Source organism: Pseudoduganella lurida (assembly GCF_007830455.1).
Classification (GTDB): domain Bacteria; phylum Pseudomonadota; class Gammaproteobacteria; order Burkholderiales; family Burkholderiaceae_D; genus Rugamonas; species Rugamonas lurida.
The window spans coordinates 281,776-300,914 of sequence record NZ_VLLB01000003.1; the positions used below are offsets into that span (position 1 = coordinate 281,776).

Annotated in this window: 19 protein-coding genes; 18 read left to right on the forward strand and 1 reads right to left on the reverse strand. The window is 68.2% G+C overall.

Annotated elements, in window-relative coordinates; translation table 11 throughout:
• Genes IP91_RS10725 through IP91_RS10800 form a run of 16 tightly spaced genes read left to right on the forward strand, consistent with a single transcriptional unit; the run spans position 1 to position 15,370 of the window.
• Positions 1 to 546 (forward strand): COG4648 family protein, encoded by a 546-nt coding sequence (locus IP91_RS10725; RefSeq protein WP_145648964.1) that lies wholly within the window; start codon positions 1 to 3, stop codon positions 544 to 546.
• On the forward strand, positions 539 to 2,254 hold the full coding sequence (locus IP91_RS10730; protein WP_145648965.1) for an ApeI family dehydratase: 1,716 nt from the start codon (positions 539 to 541) through the stop codon (positions 2,252 to 2,254). Before IP91_RS10725 ends, IP91_RS10730 begins: the two co-directional genes overlap by 8 nt.
• Positions 2,251 to 2,994, forward strand: coding sequence for a glycosyltransferase family 2 protein (locus tag IP91_RS10735; protein ID WP_199754572.1), 744 nt, complete (start codon positions 2,251 to 2,253; stop codon positions 2,992 to 2,994). Before IP91_RS10730 ends, IP91_RS10735 begins: the two co-directional genes overlap by 4 nt.
• Positions 2,991 to 3,953 carry a lysophospholipid acyltransferase family protein gene (locus tag IP91_RS10740; protein ID WP_145648966.1) on the forward strand — a complete coding sequence of 321 codons (963 nt, stop codon included), beginning with the start codon at positions 2,991 to 2,993 and terminating at the stop codon, positions 3,951 to 3,953. Before IP91_RS10735 ends, IP91_RS10740 begins: the two co-directional genes overlap by 4 nt.
• Positions 3,940 to 5,490, forward strand: a complete 1,551-nt coding sequence (locus tag IP91_RS10745; RefSeq protein WP_145648967.1) for an HAL/PAL/TAL family ammonia-lyase — start codon at positions 3,940 to 3,942, stop codon at positions 5,488 to 5,490. Before IP91_RS10740 ends, IP91_RS10745 begins: the two co-directional genes overlap by 14 nt.
• Positions 5,483 to 5,908, forward strand: coding sequence for an acyl-CoA thioesterase (locus IP91_RS10750; protein ID WP_145648968.1), 426 nt, complete (start codon positions 5,483 to 5,485; stop codon positions 5,906 to 5,908). The genes IP91_RS10745 and IP91_RS10750 overlap by 8 nt, the downstream gene beginning before the upstream one ends.
• Entirely contained in the window at positions 5,905 to 6,510 is a 606-nt protein-coding gene (locus IP91_RS10755; protein WP_229474251.1) for an outer membrane lipoprotein carrier protein LolA, read from the forward strand. Before IP91_RS10750 ends, IP91_RS10755 begins: the two co-directional genes overlap by 4 nt.
• Entirely contained in the window at positions 6,510 to 8,882 is a 2,373-nt protein-coding gene (locus IP91_RS10760) for an MMPL family transporter (RefSeq protein WP_145649276.1), read from the forward strand. Before IP91_RS10755 ends, IP91_RS10760 begins: the two co-directional genes overlap by 1 nt.
• Positions 8,863 to 10,104 (forward strand): NAD(P)/FAD-dependent oxidoreductase, encoded by a 1,242-nt coding sequence (locus IP91_RS10765; protein ID WP_145649273.1) that lies wholly within the window; start codon positions 8,863 to 8,865, stop codon positions 10,102 to 10,104. The genes IP91_RS10760 and IP91_RS10765 overlap by 20 nt, the downstream gene beginning before the upstream one ends.
• Positions 10,089 to 10,637, forward strand: coding sequence for a DUF3261 domain-containing protein (locus IP91_RS10770; RefSeq protein WP_145648969.1), 549 nt, complete (start codon positions 10,089 to 10,091; stop codon positions 10,635 to 10,637). The genes IP91_RS10765 and IP91_RS10770 overlap by 16 nt, the downstream gene beginning before the upstream one ends.
• A gap of 23 nt (positions 10,638 to 10,660) precedes the next feature.
• Positions 10,661 to 11,854 (forward strand): beta-ketoacyl-ACP synthase, encoded by a 1,194-nt coding sequence (locus tag IP91_RS10775; RefSeq protein WP_145649275.1) that lies wholly within the window; start codon positions 10,661 to 10,663, stop codon positions 11,852 to 11,854.
• Positions 11,851 to 12,306 carry a hotdog family protein gene (locus IP91_RS10780; RefSeq protein ID WP_145648970.1) on the forward strand — a complete coding sequence of 152 codons (456 nt, stop codon included), beginning with the start codon at positions 11,851 to 11,853 and terminating at the stop codon, positions 12,304 to 12,306. Before IP91_RS10775 ends, IP91_RS10780 begins: the two co-directional genes overlap by 4 nt.
• A complete protein-coding gene (gene fabG / locus IP91_RS10785) occupies positions 12,303 to 13,040 on the forward strand; it encodes a 3-oxoacyl-ACP reductase FabG (RefSeq protein WP_145648971.1) in 738 nt (245 codons plus the stop codon). Before IP91_RS10780 ends, fabG begins: the two co-directional genes overlap by 4 nt.
• A complete protein-coding gene (locus tag IP91_RS10790; RefSeq protein WP_145648972.1) occupies positions 13,037 to 14,263 on the forward strand; it encodes a beta-ketoacyl-ACP synthase in 1,227 nt (408 codons plus the stop codon). The genes fabG and IP91_RS10790 overlap by 4 nt, the downstream gene beginning before the upstream one ends.
• Before the next feature lie 40 nt (positions 14,264 to 14,303).
• Entirely contained in the window at positions 14,304 to 14,759 is a 456-nt protein-coding gene (locus IP91_RS10795; protein WP_145648973.1) for an excinuclease ATPase subunit, read from the forward strand.
• Positions 14,760 to 14,776: 17 nt separating this feature from the next.
• On the forward strand, positions 14,777 to 15,370 hold the full coding sequence (locus IP91_RS10800) for a 4'-phosphopantetheinyl transferase family protein (RefSeq protein ID WP_145648974.1): 594 nt from the start codon (positions 14,777 to 14,779) through the stop codon (positions 15,368 to 15,370).
• A gap of 43 nt (positions 15,371 to 15,413) precedes the next feature.
• Here the strand turns inward: IP91_RS10800 and IP91_RS10805 are convergent, their stop codons facing one another.
• Positions 15,414 to 16,247: a polysaccharide deacetylase family protein gene (locus tag IP91_RS10805; RefSeq protein ID WP_229474253.1), complete on the reverse strand. Its 834-nt coding sequence runs from the start codon at positions 16,245 to 16,247 to the stop codon at positions 15,414 to 15,416.
• An 83-nt stretch (positions 16,248 to 16,330) separates the two neighbouring features.
• Here IP91_RS10805 and IP91_RS10810 point away from each other — a divergent pair, with 83 nt between their 5' ends.
• Together IP91_RS10810 and IP91_RS10815 are read left to right on the forward strand one after the other, a co-directional pair.
• The gene (locus IP91_RS10810; protein ID WP_145648975.1) at positions 16,331 to 17,053 is read left to right on the forward strand and encodes a class I SAM-dependent methyltransferase; all 723 of its coding nucleotides are present in this window, start codon (positions 16,331 to 16,333) and stop codon (positions 17,051 to 17,053) included.
• 117 nt (positions 17,054 to 17,170) lie between these two features.
• The gene (locus IP91_RS10815) at positions 17,171 to 19,081 is read left to right on the forward strand and encodes an MFS transporter (RefSeq protein WP_145648976.1); all 1,911 of its coding nucleotides are present in this window, start codon (positions 17,171 to 17,173) and stop codon (positions 19,079 to 19,081) included.
• Positions 19,082 to 19,139: the final 58 nt, after the last annotated feature.

The window sequence follows — 19,139 nt, forward strand, 5'->3', positions numbered from 1 at the left end:
ATGCTGTTGAATGTCGCGACCGTGATCATCACGGTCCTGTATCCGCTTGCCATCTGGTTCGGCCACGGGCAGATCGAGCCCCGCTGGCTGGCCGGCCTGCTGCTGCTGGCCGCCGCCGTGCGCCTGCCCGCGCTGCGGCTGTCCGCGGCCGCGCGCTGGTCGGTGGCCGGCGCGCTGGTGCTGGTCGCCTGCGCCATCTGGAGCAACCTGCTGCTGCCGCTGAAGCTGTATCCGGTGCTGGTCAGCGCCGCGCTGCTGGGCGCATTCGGTGCCAGCCTGTTGACGCCCGTGTCGGCGATCGAACGGATGGCGCGCCTGTCCGGCCAGGACTTTCCGCCGGTGGCCAGCGCCTACATGCGGGGCGTCACGCAGGTGTGGTGCGCCTTCTTCGTCGTCAACGGCGCCATCGCGCTGGGCACGGCGCTGTGGGCCAGCGAGGCCGTGTGGTCCCTGTACACGGGCGTGATCTCGTATGCGCTGATGGGCATCCTGTTCGGCACCGAATACCTGGTGCGCCTGCGCTTCCGGCGGCTCCACCATGTCTGACCTGTTGCACGCTCTCGCGGCGCGTGCGCCTGCCCACCCGGTCGGCCTGCGCGGCGGTGCGGCCGTCGACACGGCCGCCTTCCTGGCCCGTGTCGCCGCGTGGCGCGCGCTGCTCGATGCGCAGCGGGGCCGGCACTACGCGCTGTACCTGGACGACAGCATCGAATTCGGCGCCGCGCTGCTGGGCGCCTGGCAGGCCGGCAAGACGGTCTGGCTCAGTGCCGACACGCTGGACGCCACCTGCGCGACGCTGCGTGGCCAGGTCGACGGTTTCCTCGGCGCGTTCCCGGCGCAGTGCGAGCCGCTGCCGGTGCCCGCGGAAGGCGTTGCCGGCGGCACGTGGCGGGCACTGGATCCGCAAGCCGACGCGCTGGTCGTGTTCACGTCCGGCAGCACGGGGGCCGCGCAGGCCATCCCGAAGAAGCTGCGCCAGCTCACGAGCGAAGTCGGCACGCTGGAGGCGCTGTTCGGCGCCCGCGTGGGCGATGCGCACGTCATTGCCACCGTCTCGCACCAGCACATCTATGGCCTGCTGTTCAAGGTGCTGTGGCCGCTGGCCACGGGCCGCATCATCCACGCGGCCAGCATCGCGTTCCACGAAGCGCTGGCACCGGCCCTGGCGGCGCAGCCGTGCGTGCTGGTCGCCAGCCCCGCCCACCTGAAACGGCTGCCGGACCACCTGGACTGGTCCGGCGCCCGCGCACAGCTGGCGGCCGTGTTCTCGTCCGGCGGTCCGCTGCCGGCCGACACGGCGCAGGCCTGCGGCGCGTTGCTGGGCCGCGTGCCCGTCGAGGTGTTCGGCAGCTCGGAAACGGGCGGCATCGCCTGGCGCCAGCGAGAGCAGCTGCCGGCCGTGGGCGACGAGGCGTGGACGCCGTTCCCCACCGTTGCCTGGCGCCTGGACGACGGCGTGCTGGCCGTGCGTTCGCCGCACCTGCCGGACGACGCGTGGATGCCGCTGGCCGACCGCGCGCTCGATGCCGGCGCCGGGCGCTTCCTGCTGCTGGGCCGCGGCGACCGCCTCGTCAAGATCGAGGAAAAGCGCATCTCGCTCGACGCGATGGAAGCGGCCCTGCTGGCCACCGGCCTGGTGGCGGAAGCGCGCGTGGTGCTGTGCGATCCCGAGCCCGGCCAGCGGCAGGTGCTGGCCGCGTTTGCCGTGCCGACGGCAACGGGCCGCGCCTTGCTGGACGGTGCCGGCAAGCTGGCCCTGAACGGCCGCCTGCGCGGCGCGCTGGCCGGCGTCGTCGATGCGGTGGCGCTGCCGCGCCGCTGGCGCTACGTGGACGGCCTGCCCGTCAACGCGCAGGGCAAGACCACGGTGGCGGCGCTGCTGGCCTTGCTCGAGACTGCGCCGCCGCGCTTCCCGCAGGTGACGCCGCTGGAACGGGAGGAACGCCGCGTGCTGCTGGAGATCGTGGCGCCCGCCAGCCTGGCGTATTTCGACGGCCACTTCACCGTGGCGCCGATCCTGCCGGGCGTGGCGCAGGTCGAGTGGGCGATCCACTATGGCCGCACGCACTTCGCGCTGCCGCCGCAGTTCCGCGCCATGCATGCGCTGAAATTCCAGCACGTGATCCAGCCGGATCTGCCGGTTGAACTCGAGCTGCTGCACGATCCGGCCAAGGGCCAGCTGACATTCGCCTACCGTTCGCCGGCCGGCCAGCATGCCAGCGGCCGCATCCTGTTCCACGCGGAGGCGCCATGATGAATGTGTGCGCGGTGGTCCCCGTCTACAACCATGAAGGCGCGATCGGCGGCGTCACCGCCCGCCTGCTGGCACACGGCCTGCATTGCGTGCTGGTGGACGATGGCAGCACGGCCGCCTGCGCACGCGTGCTCGATGAACTCGCCGCCGCATCGCCCGGGCAGGTCACGCTGGTGCGCCTGGCCGTCAATGGCGGCAAGGGTGCGGCCGTGATGGCCGGCATCGCGCGCGCCACCGAACTCGCGTACAGCCACGTGCTGCAGATCGACGCTGACGGCCAGCACGACACGGACGACGTGCCGCGCTTTATCGCCACCGCGCAGGCACATCCGCATGCCGTCATCTGCGGCCACCCGATCTACGACGACTCGGTGCCGAAGGCGCGCCTGTACGGCCGCTACGCCACGCACATCTGGGTGTGGATCAACACGCTGTCCTTCGACATCCGGGATTCCATGTGCGGCTTCCGCATCTATCCGGTGGCCGCCGTCAACGCGCTGGCGGCGCGCACGCGGCTGGGCCGGCGCATGAATTTCGATACCGATGTGCTGGTGCGGCTGTACTGGCGCGGCGTACGGATCGTCAATGTCGCGACGAAGGTGCGCTATCCGGAAGACGGCGTGTCGCACTTCCAGCTCTGGCGCGACAACGTGCAGATCTCCGGCATGCACACGGCGCTGTTCTTCGGCATGCTGCCGCGCATTCCGCTGCTGCTGGCCCGCAAATGGAAAAGGGCATGAGGACGGCCAGCGACAGCCGCCGCCACTGGGCCGCCATCGACGAGGTCAGCTTCGTCGCCGGCATGCGCTTCATGTTCTGGGTGTGCCGCGTGTTCGGCCGCTGGCCCTTCCGCATCGTGCTGTATCCCGTGCTGGGCTGGTACCTGCTGACCCAGGGGCGCGCGCGGCGCGCCTCGGGCGAGTACCTGCGCCGCGTGCGTGCGCGTACGGGCAAGGCCGTGCCGGGCGTGCTGGCGCATTTCGCCAGCTTCGGCGAGAACCTGCTGGACAAGCTGCTGCTGTGGGGCGGGCTGTACGGCATCGAGGGCGTGCGGTTCCACGGCGCCGGAGTGATCGAGGAGGCCGTCGCGGCGGGGCGGGGCGGGGTGCTGGTCTGTTCCCACCTGGGTAATATCGAACTGACGCGCGTGCTGTCGCGGCAGCGCAATGACATCCGCACGACGGTGCTGGTCCACACCAAGCACGCGCAGGCGTTCAACCGCCTGATGGGCAAGCTCAATCCCGCCAGCCAGACGAACCTGCTGCAGGTGACGGACATGACGCCGGCCACGGCGATGATGCTGTCCGAGCGCGTGCAGCGGGGCGAGTTCGTCGTCATCGCCGGCGACCGCGTGCCCGTCTCCGGCAACGAGCACGTGGCGATGGCCGACTTCATGGGCGAGCCTGCACCGTTCCCGGTGGGGCCGTATCTGCTGGCCGGCATCCTGCAATGCCCCGTCTACCTGCTGTTCACCGTGTGCGTGGACGGCGTGACGGAGGTGCACATCGAGCACTTCCGCGACGGCGTGCGGCTGCCGCGCCAGGGCCGCACCGAGGCGCTGGCCGGGCTGGCGCGCGCGTATGCGGCGCGGCTCGAACATTACGCGCTGCGCGCGCCGCTGCAGTGGTTCAATTTCTATGATTTCTGGCACCTGCCGGAACAAGACAACAAGACGAACGATGCCCATGCACCTCGCTGACCTGCCCTCCACGCGCCGCGCCGTGCGCTTCGACCGCGATCGTCTGACGATCGAGGACATCGTCGACATCGCGCAGGGCCGCGCCAGCGCCGAACTGTCGGACGATCCGGCGTTCCGCGCCGCCATCGCGCGCGGTGCCGACTTCCTCGACCGCCTGCTGCGCGAGGACGGCAATATCTATGGCGTGACGACCGGCTACGGCGACTCCTGCACCGTGAATATCCCGCCCGAGCTGGTCGAGGAACTGCCGCACCACCTGTACACCTATCACGGCTGCGGCCTGGGCCAGCACTTCGATCCGGCGCAGACGCGCGCGATCCTGGCCACGCGCCTGGCCTCGCTGGCCAAGGGCTACTCGGGCGTGTCCGTGGAACTGCTGCTGCAGATCACGCGGCTGCTCGATGCCGGCCTGCTGCCGCTGATTCCGTCCGAAGGTTCGGTGGGCGCCAGCGGCGACCTCACGCCGCTGTCCTACCTGGCCGCCGTGCTGTGCGGCGAACGGGAAGTGTGGCGCAATGGCGAAACGGTCGATGCCGCCGTCGCGCTGCGCGAGGCGGGCATCACGCCGCTGCGCCTGCGCCCGAAGGAAGGGCTGGCCATCATGAACGGCACGGCCGTGATGACGGCGCTCGCCTGCCTGGCCTACGACCGCGCCGAGTACCTGGTGCGCCTGTCCACCCGCATCACGGCGCTGGCGTCGTATGCGCTGGACGGCAATGCCCACCACTTCGACGAAGTGCTGTTCTCCGTGAAGCCGCATGCCGGCATGCAGGGCGTGGCCGCGATGCTGCGCACCGACCTGCCGACAACCGAATGGGAGCGTAACGGCAAGCGCCTGCAGGACCGCTATTCCATCCGCTGCGCGCCGCATGTGATCGGCGTGCTGGCCGATGCGCTGCCGTTCTTCCGCACGTCGATCGAGAATGAGCTGAACAGTGCCAACGACAATCCGCTCATCGATGGCGACAACGAACGCGTGCTGCACGGCGGCCATTTCTACGGCGGCCATATCGCCTTCGCGATGGACGGCATGAAGAACGCCGTGGCGAACATCGCCGACCTGCTGGACCGCCAGATGGCGCTGCTGGTCGATGCGCGCTACAACCACGGCCTGCCGGCCAACCTGTCCGGCAGCACGGGGCCGCGCGCCGCCATCAACCATGGCCTGAAGGCGCTGCAGATCAGCGCCTCGGCCTGGACGGCCGAAGCCTTGAAGCTCACCATGCCCGCCTCGGTATTTTCGCGGTCGACCGAATGCCACAACCAGGACAAGGTCAGCATGGGCACCATCGCCGCGCGCGACTGCCTGCGCGTGCTGGAACTGGCCGAGCAGGTGGTTGCGGCGCTGCTCGTCACCGTGCGGCAGGGAGCCTGGCTGCGTGCCCAGGCCAATCCGGAGCTGGCGCTGCAGCCGCACCTGGCAGCCATGCTGGAAGCGCTCGGTATCGAGCCGGTTGTCGAAGACCGCCGCCTCGATGGCGAGCTGCGCGCGCTGATCGCGAAGATCCGTAGCCAGGCCTGGACTCTGTATGCGTAAGCCAAAAGAGAGCCGCTGGTTCGCCGAAGTCGAGATGACCGTGCAGTTCTACGACCTGGACCCGATGGAGATCGTCTGGCACGGCAACTACGTGAAGTACCTGGAAGTGGTGCGCTGCGCGCTGCTCGACAAGATCGGCTACAACTACCCGCAGATGAAGGCTTCCGGTTATGCCTGGCCCGTGATCGACATGCACCTGCGCTACGTGGCGCCGGCCACGTTCGGCCAGACGATCCGCCTGCGCGCCGACATCGTCGAATGGGAAAACTGCCTGAAGATCGACTACCTGATCACGGATGCGGCGTCGGGCCGGCGGCTGAACCGCGCCACCACGACAATGGTGGCGGTGGACATCGCGACCAAAGAGATGTGCTACGTATCGCCACCCGTGCTGCTGGAAAAACTGGGAATCCTATGAAGAAGTTCGTATTCATGCTCGCGCTGGTCGTGTCCTGCGCCGCCGCCAACGCCGCCGTGCCGGTAGCAAAAATCCAGGCCATGCTGGCGAAACCGAAGACCATGTGCGGCCGCTTCGACCAGAGCAAGACGCTGGCCGGCATGAAGAAGCCGCTGGCCGCCAATGGCCGCTTCTGCGTGGTGCAGGACAAGGGCGTGCTGTGGCGCACGCTGCAGCCGTTCCCGAACACGTTGCGCCTGACGAAGAACGAGATCGTGCACTTCCAGGGCGACCGCGTGGCCATGCGCCTCGACGCGAAGACGGAACCGACGGTGCGCATGATCAACCAGGTGCTGTTCGCGATGCTGGCCGGTGACCTGGCGCAGCTGGAAACGCTGTTCGAGGTGGACGGCACGGTGGGCACGGACAGCTGGAGCGTGACGCTCAAGGCGCGCGAACCGGCACTGGCCAAGGCGATCGGCACGATCAGCCTGGAAGGCGGCGCCTACGTGAAGAACATCGTGATGAGCGAAGCCTCCGGCGACCGCACGACCATCACGTTCTCGAAGATCGAGGCGGGCGACAAGGCCATCGCGGCCGACGAGGCGGCGCTGTTCCAATGATGGCCCGCGCACGTTCGCTGGCGCTGCTGTGGCTCGTGGCCGTGGCCCTGCTGCTGGGTCACAACGGCTGGCTGTGGTTCGTGCAGCGCATCGTGCCGGACACGGACATCATGGCGCTGCTGCCCGTGCAGGAACGCGATCCCGTCCTGCAGCGCTCCTTCGCCCACATGGTCGATGCGGCCCAGCAGCGCGTGATCGTGCTGGTCGGCGCGCCCGACTGGGACGATGCGCGCAAGGCCGCCGACGCTTACGCGGCCGTGCTGGCGAAGCATCCGGACCTGTTCGACACCGCATCGGCCAGCGAGCAGGTGCAGTCGGAATGGCTGTCGCTGTTCCAGCAGCACCGGCTGGTGCTGATGACGGCCGCCCAGCAGGCGCAGCTCGAACGGGAACCGGCCGGGTACTGGCTCCAGCAGGGGCTCGCGAAACTGTACGCGCCGTTCGGCGGGCCGAAGCTGGGCGCCTGGCAGGACGATCCCTTCGGCCTGTTCGCCGGCTGGATGCAGGAACGGGCCCAGGAAACGCCGGTGCGCCCGCGCGACGGCCACCTGTTCGTCGCCGACAATGACAGGCAATATGTGCTGCTGCCGCTGACCCTGAAAGTGCCTGCGCTGTCGATGACGGCGCAGGACAAGGTGCTGCCGCTGCTGAAGGAGGCAAAGGCGGCGGCGCGGCAGTCGCCGCAGGTACAGGTGATCGAGGCGGGCGTGATCCTGCACGCGGCCAACGCCAGTTCGCAGGCCAGCGGCGAGATGCACACGATCGGCCTCGGTTCGATCGCCGGCATCATCCTGCTGATGTGGTGCACCTTCCGCACGCTCAAGCCGATCGCACTGATCCTGCTGTCGATCGGCATCGGCTGCCTGGGCGCGCTGTCCGTCTGCTGGCTGCTGTTCGGCCAGCTCCACCTGATGACGCTCGTATTCGGCGCCAGCCTGATCGGCGTGGCCCAGGACTACGGCATCTACTTCCTCTGCAACCGCCTGTCCGCCAGCGAGACGCTGGACTCGCGCGCGCTGCTGAAAAAACTGCTGCCCGGCCTGTCGCTGACGCTGCTGGCCGCCGTCATCGGCTACATGGGCCTGGCCCTGACGCCGTTCCCCGGCCTGCGCCAGATGGCCGTGTTCTCCGCGCTGGGCCTCGTCTTCGCGTGGCTGACGGTGATCTGCTGGTTCCCCAGCCTGATCGGCCCGCGCAGCCTGCGTGGCGGCCCGCTTGCCCGCGGCTACGGCAACCTGCTGGCACGCTGGCCCCTGCTGCGGGCCACGCGCGGCACCTGGATCGCCGTCGCCGTGTTCGGCGCGGTGGCCATCGTCGGCATCACGCGCCTGGGCGCCAACGACGATATCCGCCTGCTGCAGAATCCGCCGAAGCACCTGATCGACGACCAGATCAGGCTCAGTAAGCTGCTCGATGCGCCCACGCCGGTGCAGTTCTTCCTGGTGCGCGGCGATTCGGCCGAGACGGTGCTGCAGCGCGAGGAAGCGTTGAAGCGCCGCCTCGATCCCCTGATCGCCGCCGGCAGGCTGTCCGGCTACCAGGCCATGTCGAACTGGGTGCCGTCGCTGCGCTTGCAGGCGCAGCGCCGCGCGCTCGTCGATGCGAAGCTGCTGCAGGATGCCGGTCCACTTGCCGCCATCGCGCAGCAGACGGAAGAAGATGCGGCCTGGGTGCAGGCCACGGCCACTGCCTTGCGCGCGGCCGGCACGCCGCTCGACATCGACACCTTCCTGAAGGCGCCGGCCAGCGAGCCGTGGCGCCACCTGTGGCTGGGCCGCGAGCATGGTGAAGTCGCCAGCATCGTGGCGCTGCGCGGCCTGTCGATGGCCACCGTGCCGGCGCTGCGCGCGCTGCCGGAAGGGATGCAGGGCGTGCAGTGGGTCGACAAGGTCGACGAGATTTCATCCGTGCTGGGCCGCTACCGCCAGAACATGGGCTGGGTGGTGCTGGGCGCCTATGGCGTGGTGTTCGCGCTGCTGCTGCCCCGCTACCGTGGCCGCGCCTGGCGCGTGATCGCGCCGACCGCCATCGCCAGCCTGGCGACGCTGGCCATCCTCGGCTACACGGGCCAGCACCTGCAGCTGTTCCACGTGCTGGCCCTGATGCTGCTGCTGGGGGTAGGTGTCGATTACGGCATCTTCATGCAGGAGCATCCTGAAAGAAGCGATACCACGCCGTGGCTGGCCGTGGGCCTGTCCGCCGCCAACACGATCCTGTCGTTCGGCCTGCTCGGCCTGTCGCACACGCCGGCACTGCAGGCCTTCGGCACCACGATGCTGCTCGGGACGCTGCTGGTCTGGCTGGCCGTACCCTGTTTCGGAACCTCTTCTCCACTCTTGAAAGCGAATGCAGATGCAAACGGAAAGCGCTGAAATCCTGATCGTCGGTGCCGGTCCCGCCGGTGCCGTGGCCGCGGCGCTGCTGCGTCGCCAGGGCCGCCAGGTGCTCGTCATCGAACGCGAACAGTTCCCCCGCTTTTCGATCGGCGAGAGCCTTCTGCCGCAGAGCATGCAGTACCTGGAGGAGGCGGGCATGCTGCGCGCCGTCGTCGAAGCAGGCTTCCAGTACAAGAACGGCGCGGCCTTCATGCGCGACGGCGTGTACACGGCCTTCGATTTCCGCGACAAATATTCGGCGGGCTGGGGCACCACGTACCAGGTGCAGCGCGCCGATTTCGATCATCTGCTGGCGCAGGAAGCGCAGCGGCAGGGCGCCGAGATCCGCTTCCGCCACGAAGTGCTGGACATCGAACTGGGCCAGCCGGGCGGCCGTTCGCGCGTGACCGTCAGGGATCCGGACGGGCAGCAGTACCAGGTCGATGCCGGCTTCATCCTCGATGCCAGCGGCTTCGGGCGCATCCTGCCTCGCCTGCTGGACCTGGAGACGCCATCGAACTTCCCCGTGCGCGGCGCCATCTTCACGCACGTCGCCGATGGCATCGGGAGCGATGCGGGATTCGACCGCAACAAGATCCGCGTGACCGTGCACCCGCAGCACTGCAATGTGTGGTTCTGGACGATTCCGTTTGCCGGCGGCCGCTGCTCGCAGGGCGTGGTGGCCGAGACGGCCTTCCTGGACCGGTACCAGGGCACGCCGACCGAGCGGCTGCAGGCCATCATCGCGGAAGAGCCATCGCTGTCGGCGCTGCTGAAGAACGCCACGTGGGACACGCCGGCGCGCCAGATCACCGGCTATTCCGCCAACGTGGACAGGCTGTGGGGCGAGGGTTACGCGCTGCTGGGCAATGCGGGCGAGTTCCTCGATCCCGTGTTCTCGTCCGGCGTGACGATCGCCGTGCGCTCGGCCAGCCTGGCCGCCGCGGCCCTGAAGCGCCAGTTCGCCGGCGAGACAGTGGACTGGCAGGCCGACTACGGCGTGCCGCTGCGCCGCGGCGTGGACACGTTCCGCGCCTTCGTCGAGTCCTGGTACAAGGGCGGCTTCCAGACCATCATCTTCCACGCGAAGCAGCAGCCGGAAATCCGCCGCATGATCTCGGCGATCCTGGCCGGTTACGCGTGGGACCAGGGCAACCCGTACGTGAAGGAGACGGCACGCCGGCTGGCGGCGCTGGAGGCGGCATGCGAGCTTGCCTGACGAATGCGCTGGCCGCTGTGCTGGCGTCGGCGGTGCTGGCCGGTTGCGCCACGCCGCCGCCGCCGGCGCGCCTGGGCCTGAAGCTGCCGCCCGCCGCGCTGGGCCAGTCGATCAGCGTGCAGCAGCACCTGAAGGTGGAGCGCGACGGCCGCACGGACGACCTGGATGTCGCGCTGCAGGTGGAGCCGGAGGCGATCGATGTCGTCGGCCTGGCGTTCGGCCAGCGCGTGCTGTCGCTGCACTATGACGGCAAGGAGATGACGGAATGGCGGCACATGATGCTGCCGCGTCAGGTGCGTGCCGATGACGTGCTGGAGGACATGCAGCTCACGCTGTGGCCGGTCGACGCGGTGGCGCGCGCGCTGCCGCTGGGCTGGCGCATCGAAGAGCAGGGCCTGCAGCGCACGTTGTACCTGCACGACGAAGTGGTCATGCGGATCGCCTACAGCGGCAGTCCGCGCTGGAGCGGCACCGTGGTGCTGGACAACCTGCGGTATAAATACCGGTTGACCGTGCAATTCGCAGCGGAGTAAAGAGTTTCAAGATGAGTATCCCGATGATTGTGTACCTGAACGCCTGCGGCATCGTCTGCGCGCTGGGCAACGGCGTGCCGGAAGTGCGGGCGAACCTGTTCGCGGGCCGCTCCGGCGTGCTGCCGACCACGGCCTGCTCGTCGGGCCCGAATGCCGGTCGCCTGCTCCCGCTGGGACAGGTGCAGAGTGCGCTGCCGTCCGTCGACCACCTGCCGCCGGCGCAGCGCAGCCGCAACAACGCGCTGGCGCTGGCGGCGCTGGCGCAGATCCGCCCGGCCGTCGCGGCGGCGGTGGCGAAGTATGGCGCGCACCGCATCGCCGTCATCATCGGCACCAGCACGTCCGGCATCGCCGAAACGGAGCATGCGCTGCGCCATCGCGCCGTGCACGGCGACCTGGCGCCCGAGTTCCATTACGGCCAGCAGGAAATGGGCTCGCCGGCGCAGATGCTGGCCGACCAGCTGGGCATCGAGGGCCCGGCCTACAGCCACTCCAGCGCCTGCGCATCGAGCGCGAAGGCGCTGGCCAGCGCGGCGCGGCTGATCCGCATGGGCCTGTGCGACGCGGTGCTGACGGGCGGCGTCGACTCCCTGTGCGCATTCACGGTAGCCGGCTTCGCCGCGCTGGAATCGGTCAGCGCCGAGCGCTGCAATCCGATGAGCGCGCACCGGCACGGCATCAATATCGGCGAGGGCGCGGCGCTGTTCCTGCTGACGCGCGAGCCGGCACCGGTGGCGCTGCTGGGCTGGGGCGAGTCGTCGGACGGGCACCATATGTCGGCGCCCGATCCGGCCGGAGAAGGCGCGCGCATTGCCATGCTCGATGCGCTGCGCCGTGCCAATCTCCAGCCGGCCGACATCGACTACGTGAACCTGCACGGCACGGCCACGCCGCAGAACGATGCGATGGAATCGAAAGTCATCGCCGACCTGTTCGGCTGCGAAGTACCGGCCAGTTCCACCAAGCCGTTCACCGGCCACACGCTGGGGGCGGCCGCCGCGGTGGAAGCGGCGCTGTGCTGGATCGCGCTGCAGCCGGACAACGTGCGCGGCGAGCTGCCGCCGCACCTGTGGGATGGCGCGCGCGATGCGGCGCTGCCGGCGCTGAACCTGGTGCCGCCGGGCGCCACGCTGGGCCGGCCGCTGCGCCATGTGCTGAGCAATTCCTTCGCGTTCGGCGGCTCCAACGCGGTGCTGGTACTGGGGAGGGCGGCATGACGCTCCCCGCCATCAGCGAGCTGCTGCCCCATTCCGGGCCGATGGTGCTGCTCGACCGGCTGGTCAGTGCCGGCGAGGACGACCTGTGCGCCGAGGTGGCCATCCGCGCGGACAGCATGTTCTGCGACGGCCAGAGTGTCGGCAGCTGGGTCGGCATCGAATACATGGCGCAGGCCATCGCGGCCCATGCCGGCTGGCTGGCGCGCCAGCGGGGCGACGGCGTGAAGGTGGGCTTCCTGCTCGGCTCGCGCAAGTACGAGGCGGCCGTGCCGGCCTTCACGGTGGGAGGCGTGCTGCGGGTGTTCACGCACCGTGCGCTGCAGGGCGACAACGGTCTCGGCGCGTTTGAATGCAGGATCGAAGAACAGGGCCGGACAGTGGCCACGGCAACGGTGACCGTGTACCAGCCCGATAACGTCAATGAGTTTCTTCAGGGTGGAACAGCAGGATGAATCAGAACAAGTCCATGAGCGTGCTGGTGACGGGATCGTCGCGCGGCATCGGCAAGGCGGTGGCGCTGCGGCTGGCGCGTGACGGATACGACGTGGTCCTGCATTGCCGCAGCCAGCGGGCCGAGGCCGATGCGGTGGCCGCGCAGATCGTCGCCATGGGGCGTGCCGCGCGCGTGCTGCAGTTCGACGTGAGCGACCGTGCCGGCACGGCCGCCGCGCTGGAAGCGGATATCGCGGCACACGGCTGCTACTACGGCGTCGTCTGCAGCGCCGGCATCGCGCGCGACAACGCCTTCCCCGCCATGTCCGGCGAGGACTGGGACCTGGTGCTGCGCACGAACCTGGACGGCTTCTACAACGTGCTCAATCCGCTGGTGATGCCGCTCGTGCAGCGCCGCAAGCCGGGCCGCATCGTCACGCTGGCTTCCGTGTCCGGGTTGATCGGCAACCGCGGCCAGGTGAACTACAGCGCCGCCAAGGCCGGCATCATCGGCGCCACCAAGGCGCTGGCGCTGGAACTGGCCAAGCGCGCGATCACCGTCAACTGCGTCGCGCCCGGCCTGATCGAAACGGACATGACGAGCGACGTGCCGCTGGAGGAAGCGCTGAAGATGATCCCGGCGCGCCGCATCGGCAAGCCGGAAGAGGTGGCGGCCGCCGTCAGCTTCCTGATCGGCGAGGACGCCGGCTACATCACGCGGCAGGTCATTTCCGTCAACGGAGGCCTGGCATGAACCGCCGCGTCGTCGTCACCGGCATGGCCGGCATCAGCCCGCTCGGCAACGACTGGGCCACCATCCGCGGCCGGCTCGGTGCGTACCGCAATGCCGTCGTGCGCATGGAGGACTGGGCGGGCTACGAAGGCCTGAACACCAACCTGGCGGCACCGGCCGCGCCGTTCGAGCTGTCGCCGCGCTTCAACCGCAAGTCGATGCGCAGCATGGGCCGCGTGGCGCTGATGGCCACGCGCGCCAGCGAACTGGCGCTGCAGGAGGCGGGCCTGCTGGACCACCCGCTGCTGACCAGCGGCGCGATGGGCGTGTCGTTCGGCTCGTCCGCCGGCACCCCGAGCGCGATCGGCGACTTCGGCCGCATGATGGAAGAGCGTTCCACGCGCGGCATCAATGCCACCACGTACATCAAGATGATGGCGCATACGGCGCCGGTGAACATCGGCGTGTTCTTCGGCATCACGGGGCGCGTCTACACCACCTCGTCCGCCTGCACGTCCGGCAGCCAGGGCATCGGCTACGCGTATGAAGCTATCCGCAGCGGCAAGCAGATTGCCATGCTGGCGGGCGGCGCCGAGGAACTGGATGCGACGGAGGCCGCCGTGTTCGACACGCTGTTCGCGACCAGCACGCGCAACGATGCGCCGCACACGTCGCCACGGCCGTTCGATGCGGACCGCGATGGCCTGGTGATCGGCGAAGGCGCCGGCGCGCTGGTTCTGGAAGAACGCGAACACGCGCTGGCACGCGGCGCCACCATCCACGCCGAGATCGTCGGCTTCGGCACCAACAGCGACGGCGTGCACGTAACGCAGCCGAATGCGGACACGATGAAGACGGCGATGCTGCTGGCGCTGCAGGATGCGGCGCTCGATCCTGCGGCGATCGGCTACGTGAATGCGCATGGCACCGGCACCGCGCAGGGCGACATCGCCGAGTCGCACGCCACCGCCGGCGTGTTCGGCAACGGCGTGCCGATCAGCTCCCTGAAAAGCTATATGGGTCACACGCTGGGTGCCTGCGGCGCGCTGGAGGCCTGGCTCAGCATCGAGATGATGCGCGAAGGCTGGTTCGCGCCCACCATCAACCTGGCGCAGGTGGATGCCGCGTGCGCGCCGCTCGACTTCATCACGGGGCAGGGCCGCGCGCTGCAGTGCGACCACGTGATGTCGAATAACTTCGCCTTCGGCGGCATCAACACCTCCCTGATTTTCAAACGCGTCTGATTGCGACGAACCGCTTCTCAACCCACCAGAAGGAAGAACGATGAAACAAGCGCTGTTGACGATGACCCTGGCCGCCGCGGCCGTTTCCGCCACGTTCGTGACGCTGCCGGCCATGGCCGCGGACACCGTGGTGATGCTGCCGATCGCCGGCGCCCTCGCGGCCAACGACGCGCAGTCGAAGCTTGGCGACAACGTGAAGTTCTACTTCGGCGACCAGCCGACGCCGAAGGTGCTCAGCAAGATCACCAGCGACAAGACGAGCCAGAAGACCAACGGCTTCGGCAAGGCCGCCGAGAAGTCGTGCAACTGGGTGTTCCTGTCGGCGATGCTGTCGCTGAAGAAGAAGGCCGAGGAAGTGGGCGCGAATGCCGTCATCAACATCGTCAGCAACTACAACAACAAGGAAATGTCGAGCGCAACGGAGTTCGAATGCCATGACGGCGCGATCATGAGCGGCGTGGCGCTGAAGGGCGACTTCGTCAAGGTCGCCAACTAGGCTGCCGCGAGGCTTCCATGACGAGCCCGCGCATCTGGCTGGCCGACACGGCCGGCCTGGACGAGGAACGGCTGGCCACCTATTCGGGCTGGCTCAATCCCGGTGAACGCAGCCGCCAGTTCGTGCGGCCGGAGCGGCGCGTGCAGTTCATCGCGGCGCGCGCGCTGCTGCGCATGGGCATCGGCGCGCTGCTGAACGTGCGGCCGCAGTCGGTGGTGCTGGGCGGGCAGGCGGGCCGGGCGCCGTGGCTGATCCTGCCCGATGCGCCGCTGCCCGGCCTGTCCGTGTCGCACAGCGGGCGCTGGGTGGCCTGCGCGGTGAGCACGCAGACCGCGCTGGGGCTCGATATCGAACTGCGCGATGCGGAACGCGATATCGATGCGCTGGCGGCCCAGGCGTTCGACGAGGCGACCTGCGCGCGGCTGGCAACCTTGCCGGTGGACGAACGGCGCCGGGCCTTCTACGCGGCGTGGAGCCTGCAGGAAGCGCGCTTCAAGCTGGGCGCGCCGGCGGCGAGCTGCATCGAGCTGCCGCATGAAGAGCTGATGGTCGTGCTGTGCAGCGCGCAGGCGCTGGCGGTACCGCCGGTGCTGGAAGTGGTGGCGCTGTAGCTGTAGCTGTAGCTGTAGCTGTAGCTTTTGCTTCAGCTGCCCGCTACTGCCAGAGCCAGTTCCAGAAGCCGGGCAGCCGCGGATGTTCGTCGGCGCTGCGGATTGTGCTGGCCAGGGCGGCCCGTTCCAGCGCATCGTGTTCGTCGTAGAAGGGCTTCGCCGCGACGGGCATGTCGAGTTCGCGCGCCACGTCGAGCAGGATTTCGAGGTATTCCTCGAGGTGCCGGGCGGTGTAGCTGTTTACGTCGTGGAAGGTGACGACGACCGGCGTGCTGCCGTCGACCGTGTGCATGGCGCCGGCGGCCCAGCGCTCGCGGGTGGCAGTCAGCATCTTGAGCATGTTGGAGCGCTTGTGCCAGCTGAAGTTGACGCCCCAGATCTTGCCGTCGTTGGCGTTCAGGTCCGTCAGCAGCATCTGCAGGCCATGGCGGTGGTAGCTGTCCAGCGTGGCGGCGTCGTAGGCCCAGAACGGCGGGCGCACCAGCACGGGCGCGGCGCCGGTCAGTCCGCGCAGGTCGTCCACGCCGTTCTGCAGCGTGGCGTCCAGCGTGGCCGTGTCCATGAAGCGGTGGTTGGCGTGCGTGGCGGTGGCCGAGTGCAGGGCGACCACATGGCCGTCGGCCGCTTCGCGGCGGATCAGCGCCTGGCCGACGTCGGTGCTGCCGCCGTGCCAGTGGCGCGTTTGCGTGAAGAAGACGGCCTTGATATCGTCCTGCACGGCGTTGCGGGCCAGCGTGTCGAGCACGCGGACGGTCGAGTTGCCGCTGCTGGAGCCGGCCGGGCCGTCGTCGAAGGTCAGCAGGAAGCGGATGGGTGCCGGTGCAGCGCTGGCAGGCAGCGCGAGGGTGAGGAACAGGGCAAGCAGCAGTGAACGCACGGTACGGCACAAAAAATAATCAGGGCCGCATTATAGAGGTGACCCACCTGCAGCGGCTTGCAGAAGACTAGAGGATAAAAAAAATGAACGCTCAACCCGGATGGACATCGCCCGCGCAGGAACCGCACGTGCCGGAAACCGAATTCGGCAAATGGTTCCTGCGCACGCATACCTGGACGGTGCACGTGCTGGAACGCGCGCTGCGCGACCTGGCGCCGATGATGCCGGCCGGCCGCAGGAGTTATGACGTGGTGGCGGACGTGGGCTGCGGCTACGGCCGCTCGCTGCCGAAGCTGCACGCGCGGTTCGCGCCGCGCCGCCTGATCGGCATGGACATCGAACCGGAGATGCTGGAAGCGTCCAGCCGGGAAGCGGCGGCGCACCAGATTCCGGCGGAATTCATCTGCTGCTCCAGCGCGAACATCGACCTGCCCGATGCGTCGGTGGACCTGCTGTTCTGCCACCAGACCTTCCATCACATCGTCGACCAGGAGCGGGCAGTGGCGGAATTCTTCCGCGTGCTGAAACCGGGCGGCGTGCTGCTGTTCGCCGAGTCGACGCGCCGCTACATCCACTCGTGGCTGATCCGCTTCCTGTTCGCCCATCCGATGGACGTGCAGAAGACGGCGCCGGAATACCTGGCCATGGTGCGGGGCGCCGGCTTCGACGTGCCGGACAGCGCCGTGTCGTATCCCTTCCTGTGGTGGAGCCGCGAGGACCTGGGTTTGCTGGAACGGGTGTTCCGCATCCGCCCGCCGGCCGTACGCGAGGAAACGCTGATCAACCTCGTGGCACGCAAGCCTTGAGGTTCTCCGCTATCGGATTGCGAGCCGCCACCGCGATATTGTCCCGCGTGACGATGTGCGGTATGTTTTCGCCACCAGAGCCTGCCGCATCCCCAACGTCGCAACCGGAGTGACACCATGACCCAAGCGAACCACGTCAGTCAATTCGCGCTGCTGAAACAGCGCCGTTTCGCGCCGTTCTTCTGGACGCAGTTCCTGGGCGCGTTCAACGACAACCTGTTCAAGACGGCGCTGATCGTCGTGCTCACCTTCGACGCGGCCAGCTGGACATCGCTGTCGCCGTCGATGGTGACGAACCTGATTCCCGGCCTGTTCATCCTGCCCTATGTGCTGTTCTCCGCCACGTCCGGCCAGATCGCCGAGAAATATGAGAAGGCGGCGCTGGTGCGCTTCATCAAGTGGGCGGAAATCGCCATCATGGGCATTGCCGCCGTGGGCTGGCTGACACACACGCTGTGGCTCCTGATCGTGGCCATCGTGGCGATGGGCACGCACTCCACGCTGTTCGGGCCCGTGAAGTACTCGTATATGCCGCAGCAGCTGAAACCCGACGAACTCACGGGTGGCAACGGCATGGTGGAGATGGGCACCTTCGTCGGCATCCTGCTGGGACAGGTGTTCGGCGACGTGATCGTGATGCATGGCTCGCTCGGCATCGAAGTCGTCGCGGGCATCACCATCGCCTTTGCCGTGCTGGGACTGGTGGCCAGCCACCGCATTCCCGTCACGCCGGCACCGATGCCGGACCTGCGGATCGCCTGGAATCCCGTCACGGAAACCATCCGCAACCTGAAGCACTCGGCCGGCAACCGCACCGTGTTCCTGTCCATGCTGGGCAATTCCTGGTTCTGGTTCTATGGCGCGATGGTGCTGGCGCAGTTCCCCGTGTATGCGATGACCTACCTGCATGGCGACCACAGCGTGTTCGTGCTGCTGCTGACGGTGTTCTCGCTGGGGATCGGCGCCGGTTCGCTGCTGTGCGAAAAACTCTCCGGCCGCAAGGTGGAGATCGGCCTGGTGCCGTTCGGCTCCATCGGCCTGTCGCTGTTCGGTATCGACCTGTATTTCGCCAGCGCCGGCTATGGCGGCCACGCCGTCAGCGCCACGGTGGCACTGGACGCGCTGGGCATGCTGGCGCAGCAGGGTAGCTGGCGCATTGTGTTCGACGTGATCATGATCGGCGTGTTCGGCGGCTTCTTCATCGTGCCGCTGTTCGCGCTGATCCAGCTGCGTTGCGATCCGCGCCACCTGTCGCGCACCATCGCCGGCATGAACATCCTGAACGCGCTGTTCATGGTGGCGGCGGCCGGCGTGGCCATCCTGCTGCTGGGACAGGGGCTGACGATACCCGAGCTGTTCCTCGCCACGGCGGTCATGAACGCCATCGTGGCCGTGTATATCTTCTCGCTGGTGCCGGAATTCCTGATGCGCTTCCTGGCCTGGCTGCTGATCCACACGGTGCACAAGGTGAAGGTGATCGAGGCGGAGCGCATTCCGAAGGAGGGTGCAGCGGTCCTCGTCTGCAACCACGTGAGCTATGTCGATGCGGTGGTGATCATGGCCGCCAGCCCGCGGCCGATCCGCTTCGTGATGGACCACCGCATCTTCGCCACGCCGATCCTGGGCTGGCTGTTCCGCACCGGGAAGGCGATTCCCATCGCACCGTCGAAGGAAGACCCGTGGCTGCTGGAGAAGGCCTATGTCGACATCGCCCACGCGCTGCATGACGGGGAGCTGGTATGCATCTTCCCGGAAGGCCGGCTGACGACGACCGGCGAGATCAATGAATTCAAGGGCGGCATCACGAAGATCATCGAGCGCTCGCAGGTGCCGGTGATTCCGATGGCGCTGCGCGGGCTGTGGGGCCACCTGCTGTCGCGCAGCACGGACAATCTGTTCGAGCGCGCCTTCCGCAAGGGCCTGCGTTCGCGGCTGGCGCTGGCCGTTGGCGCACCCGTGGCGCCGGAATCCGTCACGCCGGAGCTGCTGCAGCGCGAAGTGCTGGCGCTGCGCGGCGACTGGAAGTGACAGGTACACAACTCGTTACAATAACGTCCCATATAAGTCACACGAGCGGCGCCATTCT

What these genes read in the sequence shown, in the direction of transcription:
- IP91_RS10800 (WP_145648974.1), top strand. Translation starts at nt 14,777, where the DNA reads ATGACGAGCCCGCGCATCTGGCTGGCCGACACGGCCGGCCTGGACGAG.
- IP91_RS10755 (WP_229474251.1), top strand. Translation starts at nt 5,905, where the DNA reads ATGAAGAAGTTCGTATTCATGCTCGCGCTGGTCGTGTCCTGCGCCGCC.
- IP91_RS10780 (WP_145648970.1), top strand. Translation starts at nt 11,851, where the DNA reads ATGACGCTCCCCGCCATCAGCGAGCTGCTGCCCCATTCCGGGCCGATG.
- IP91_RS10775 (WP_145649275.1), top strand. Translation starts at nt 10,661, where the DNA reads ATGATTGTGTACCTGAACGCCTGCGGCATCGTCTGCGCGCTGGGCAAC.
- IP91_RS10740 (WP_145648966.1), top strand. Translation starts at nt 2,991, where the DNA reads ATGAGGACGGCCAGCGACAGCCGCCGCCACTGGGCCGCCATCGACGAG.
- IP91_RS10815 (WP_145648976.1), top strand. Translation starts at nt 17,171, where the DNA reads ATGACCCAAGCGAACCACGTCAGTCAATTCGCGCTGCTGAAACAGCGC.
- IP91_RS10735 (WP_199754572.1), top strand. Translation starts at nt 2,251, where the DNA reads ATGATGAATGTGTGCGCGGTGGTCCCCGTCTACAACCATGAAGGCGCG.
- fabG (WP_145648971.1), top strand. Translation starts at nt 12,303, where the DNA reads ATGAATCAGAACAAGTCCATGAGCGTGCTGGTGACGGGATCGTCGCGC.
- IP91_RS10750 (WP_145648968.1), top strand. Translation starts at nt 5,483, where the DNA reads ATGCGTAAGCCAAAAGAGAGCCGCTGGTTCGCCGAAGTCGAGATGACC.
- IP91_RS10725 (WP_145648964.1), top strand. Translation starts at nt 1, where the DNA reads ATGCTGTTGAATGTCGCGACCGTGATCATCACGGTCCTGTATCCGCTT.
- IP91_RS10730 (WP_145648965.1), top strand. Translation starts at nt 539, where the DNA reads ATGTCTGACCTGTTGCACGCTCTCGCGGCGCGTGCGCCTGCCCACCCG.
- IP91_RS10745 (WP_145648967.1), top strand. Translation starts at nt 3,940, where the DNA reads ATGCACCTCGCTGACCTGCCCTCCACGCGCCGCGCCGTGCGCTTCGAC.
- IP91_RS10790 (WP_145648972.1), top strand. Translation starts at nt 13,037, where the DNA reads ATGAACCGCCGCGTCGTCGTCACCGGCATGGCCGGCATCAGCCCGCTC.
- IP91_RS10810 (WP_145648975.1), top strand. Translation starts at nt 16,331, where the DNA reads ATGAACGCTCAACCCGGATGGACATCGCCCGCGCAGGAACCGCACGTG.
- IP91_RS10795 (WP_145648973.1), top strand. Translation starts at nt 14,304, where the DNA reads ATGAAACAAGCGCTGTTGACGATGACCCTGGCCGCCGCGGCCGTTTCC.
- IP91_RS10760 (WP_145649276.1), top strand. Translation starts at nt 6,510, where the DNA reads ATGGCCCGCGCACGTTCGCTGGCGCTGCTGTGGCTCGTGGCCGTGGCC.
- IP91_RS10765 (WP_145649273.1), top strand. Translation starts at nt 8,863, where the DNA reads ATGCAAACGGAAAGCGCTGAAATCCTGATCGTCGGTGCCGGTCCCGCC.
- IP91_RS10770 (WP_145648969.1), top strand. Translation starts at nt 10,089, where the DNA reads ATGCGAGCTTGCCTGACGAATGCGCTGGCCGCTGTGCTGGCGTCGGCG.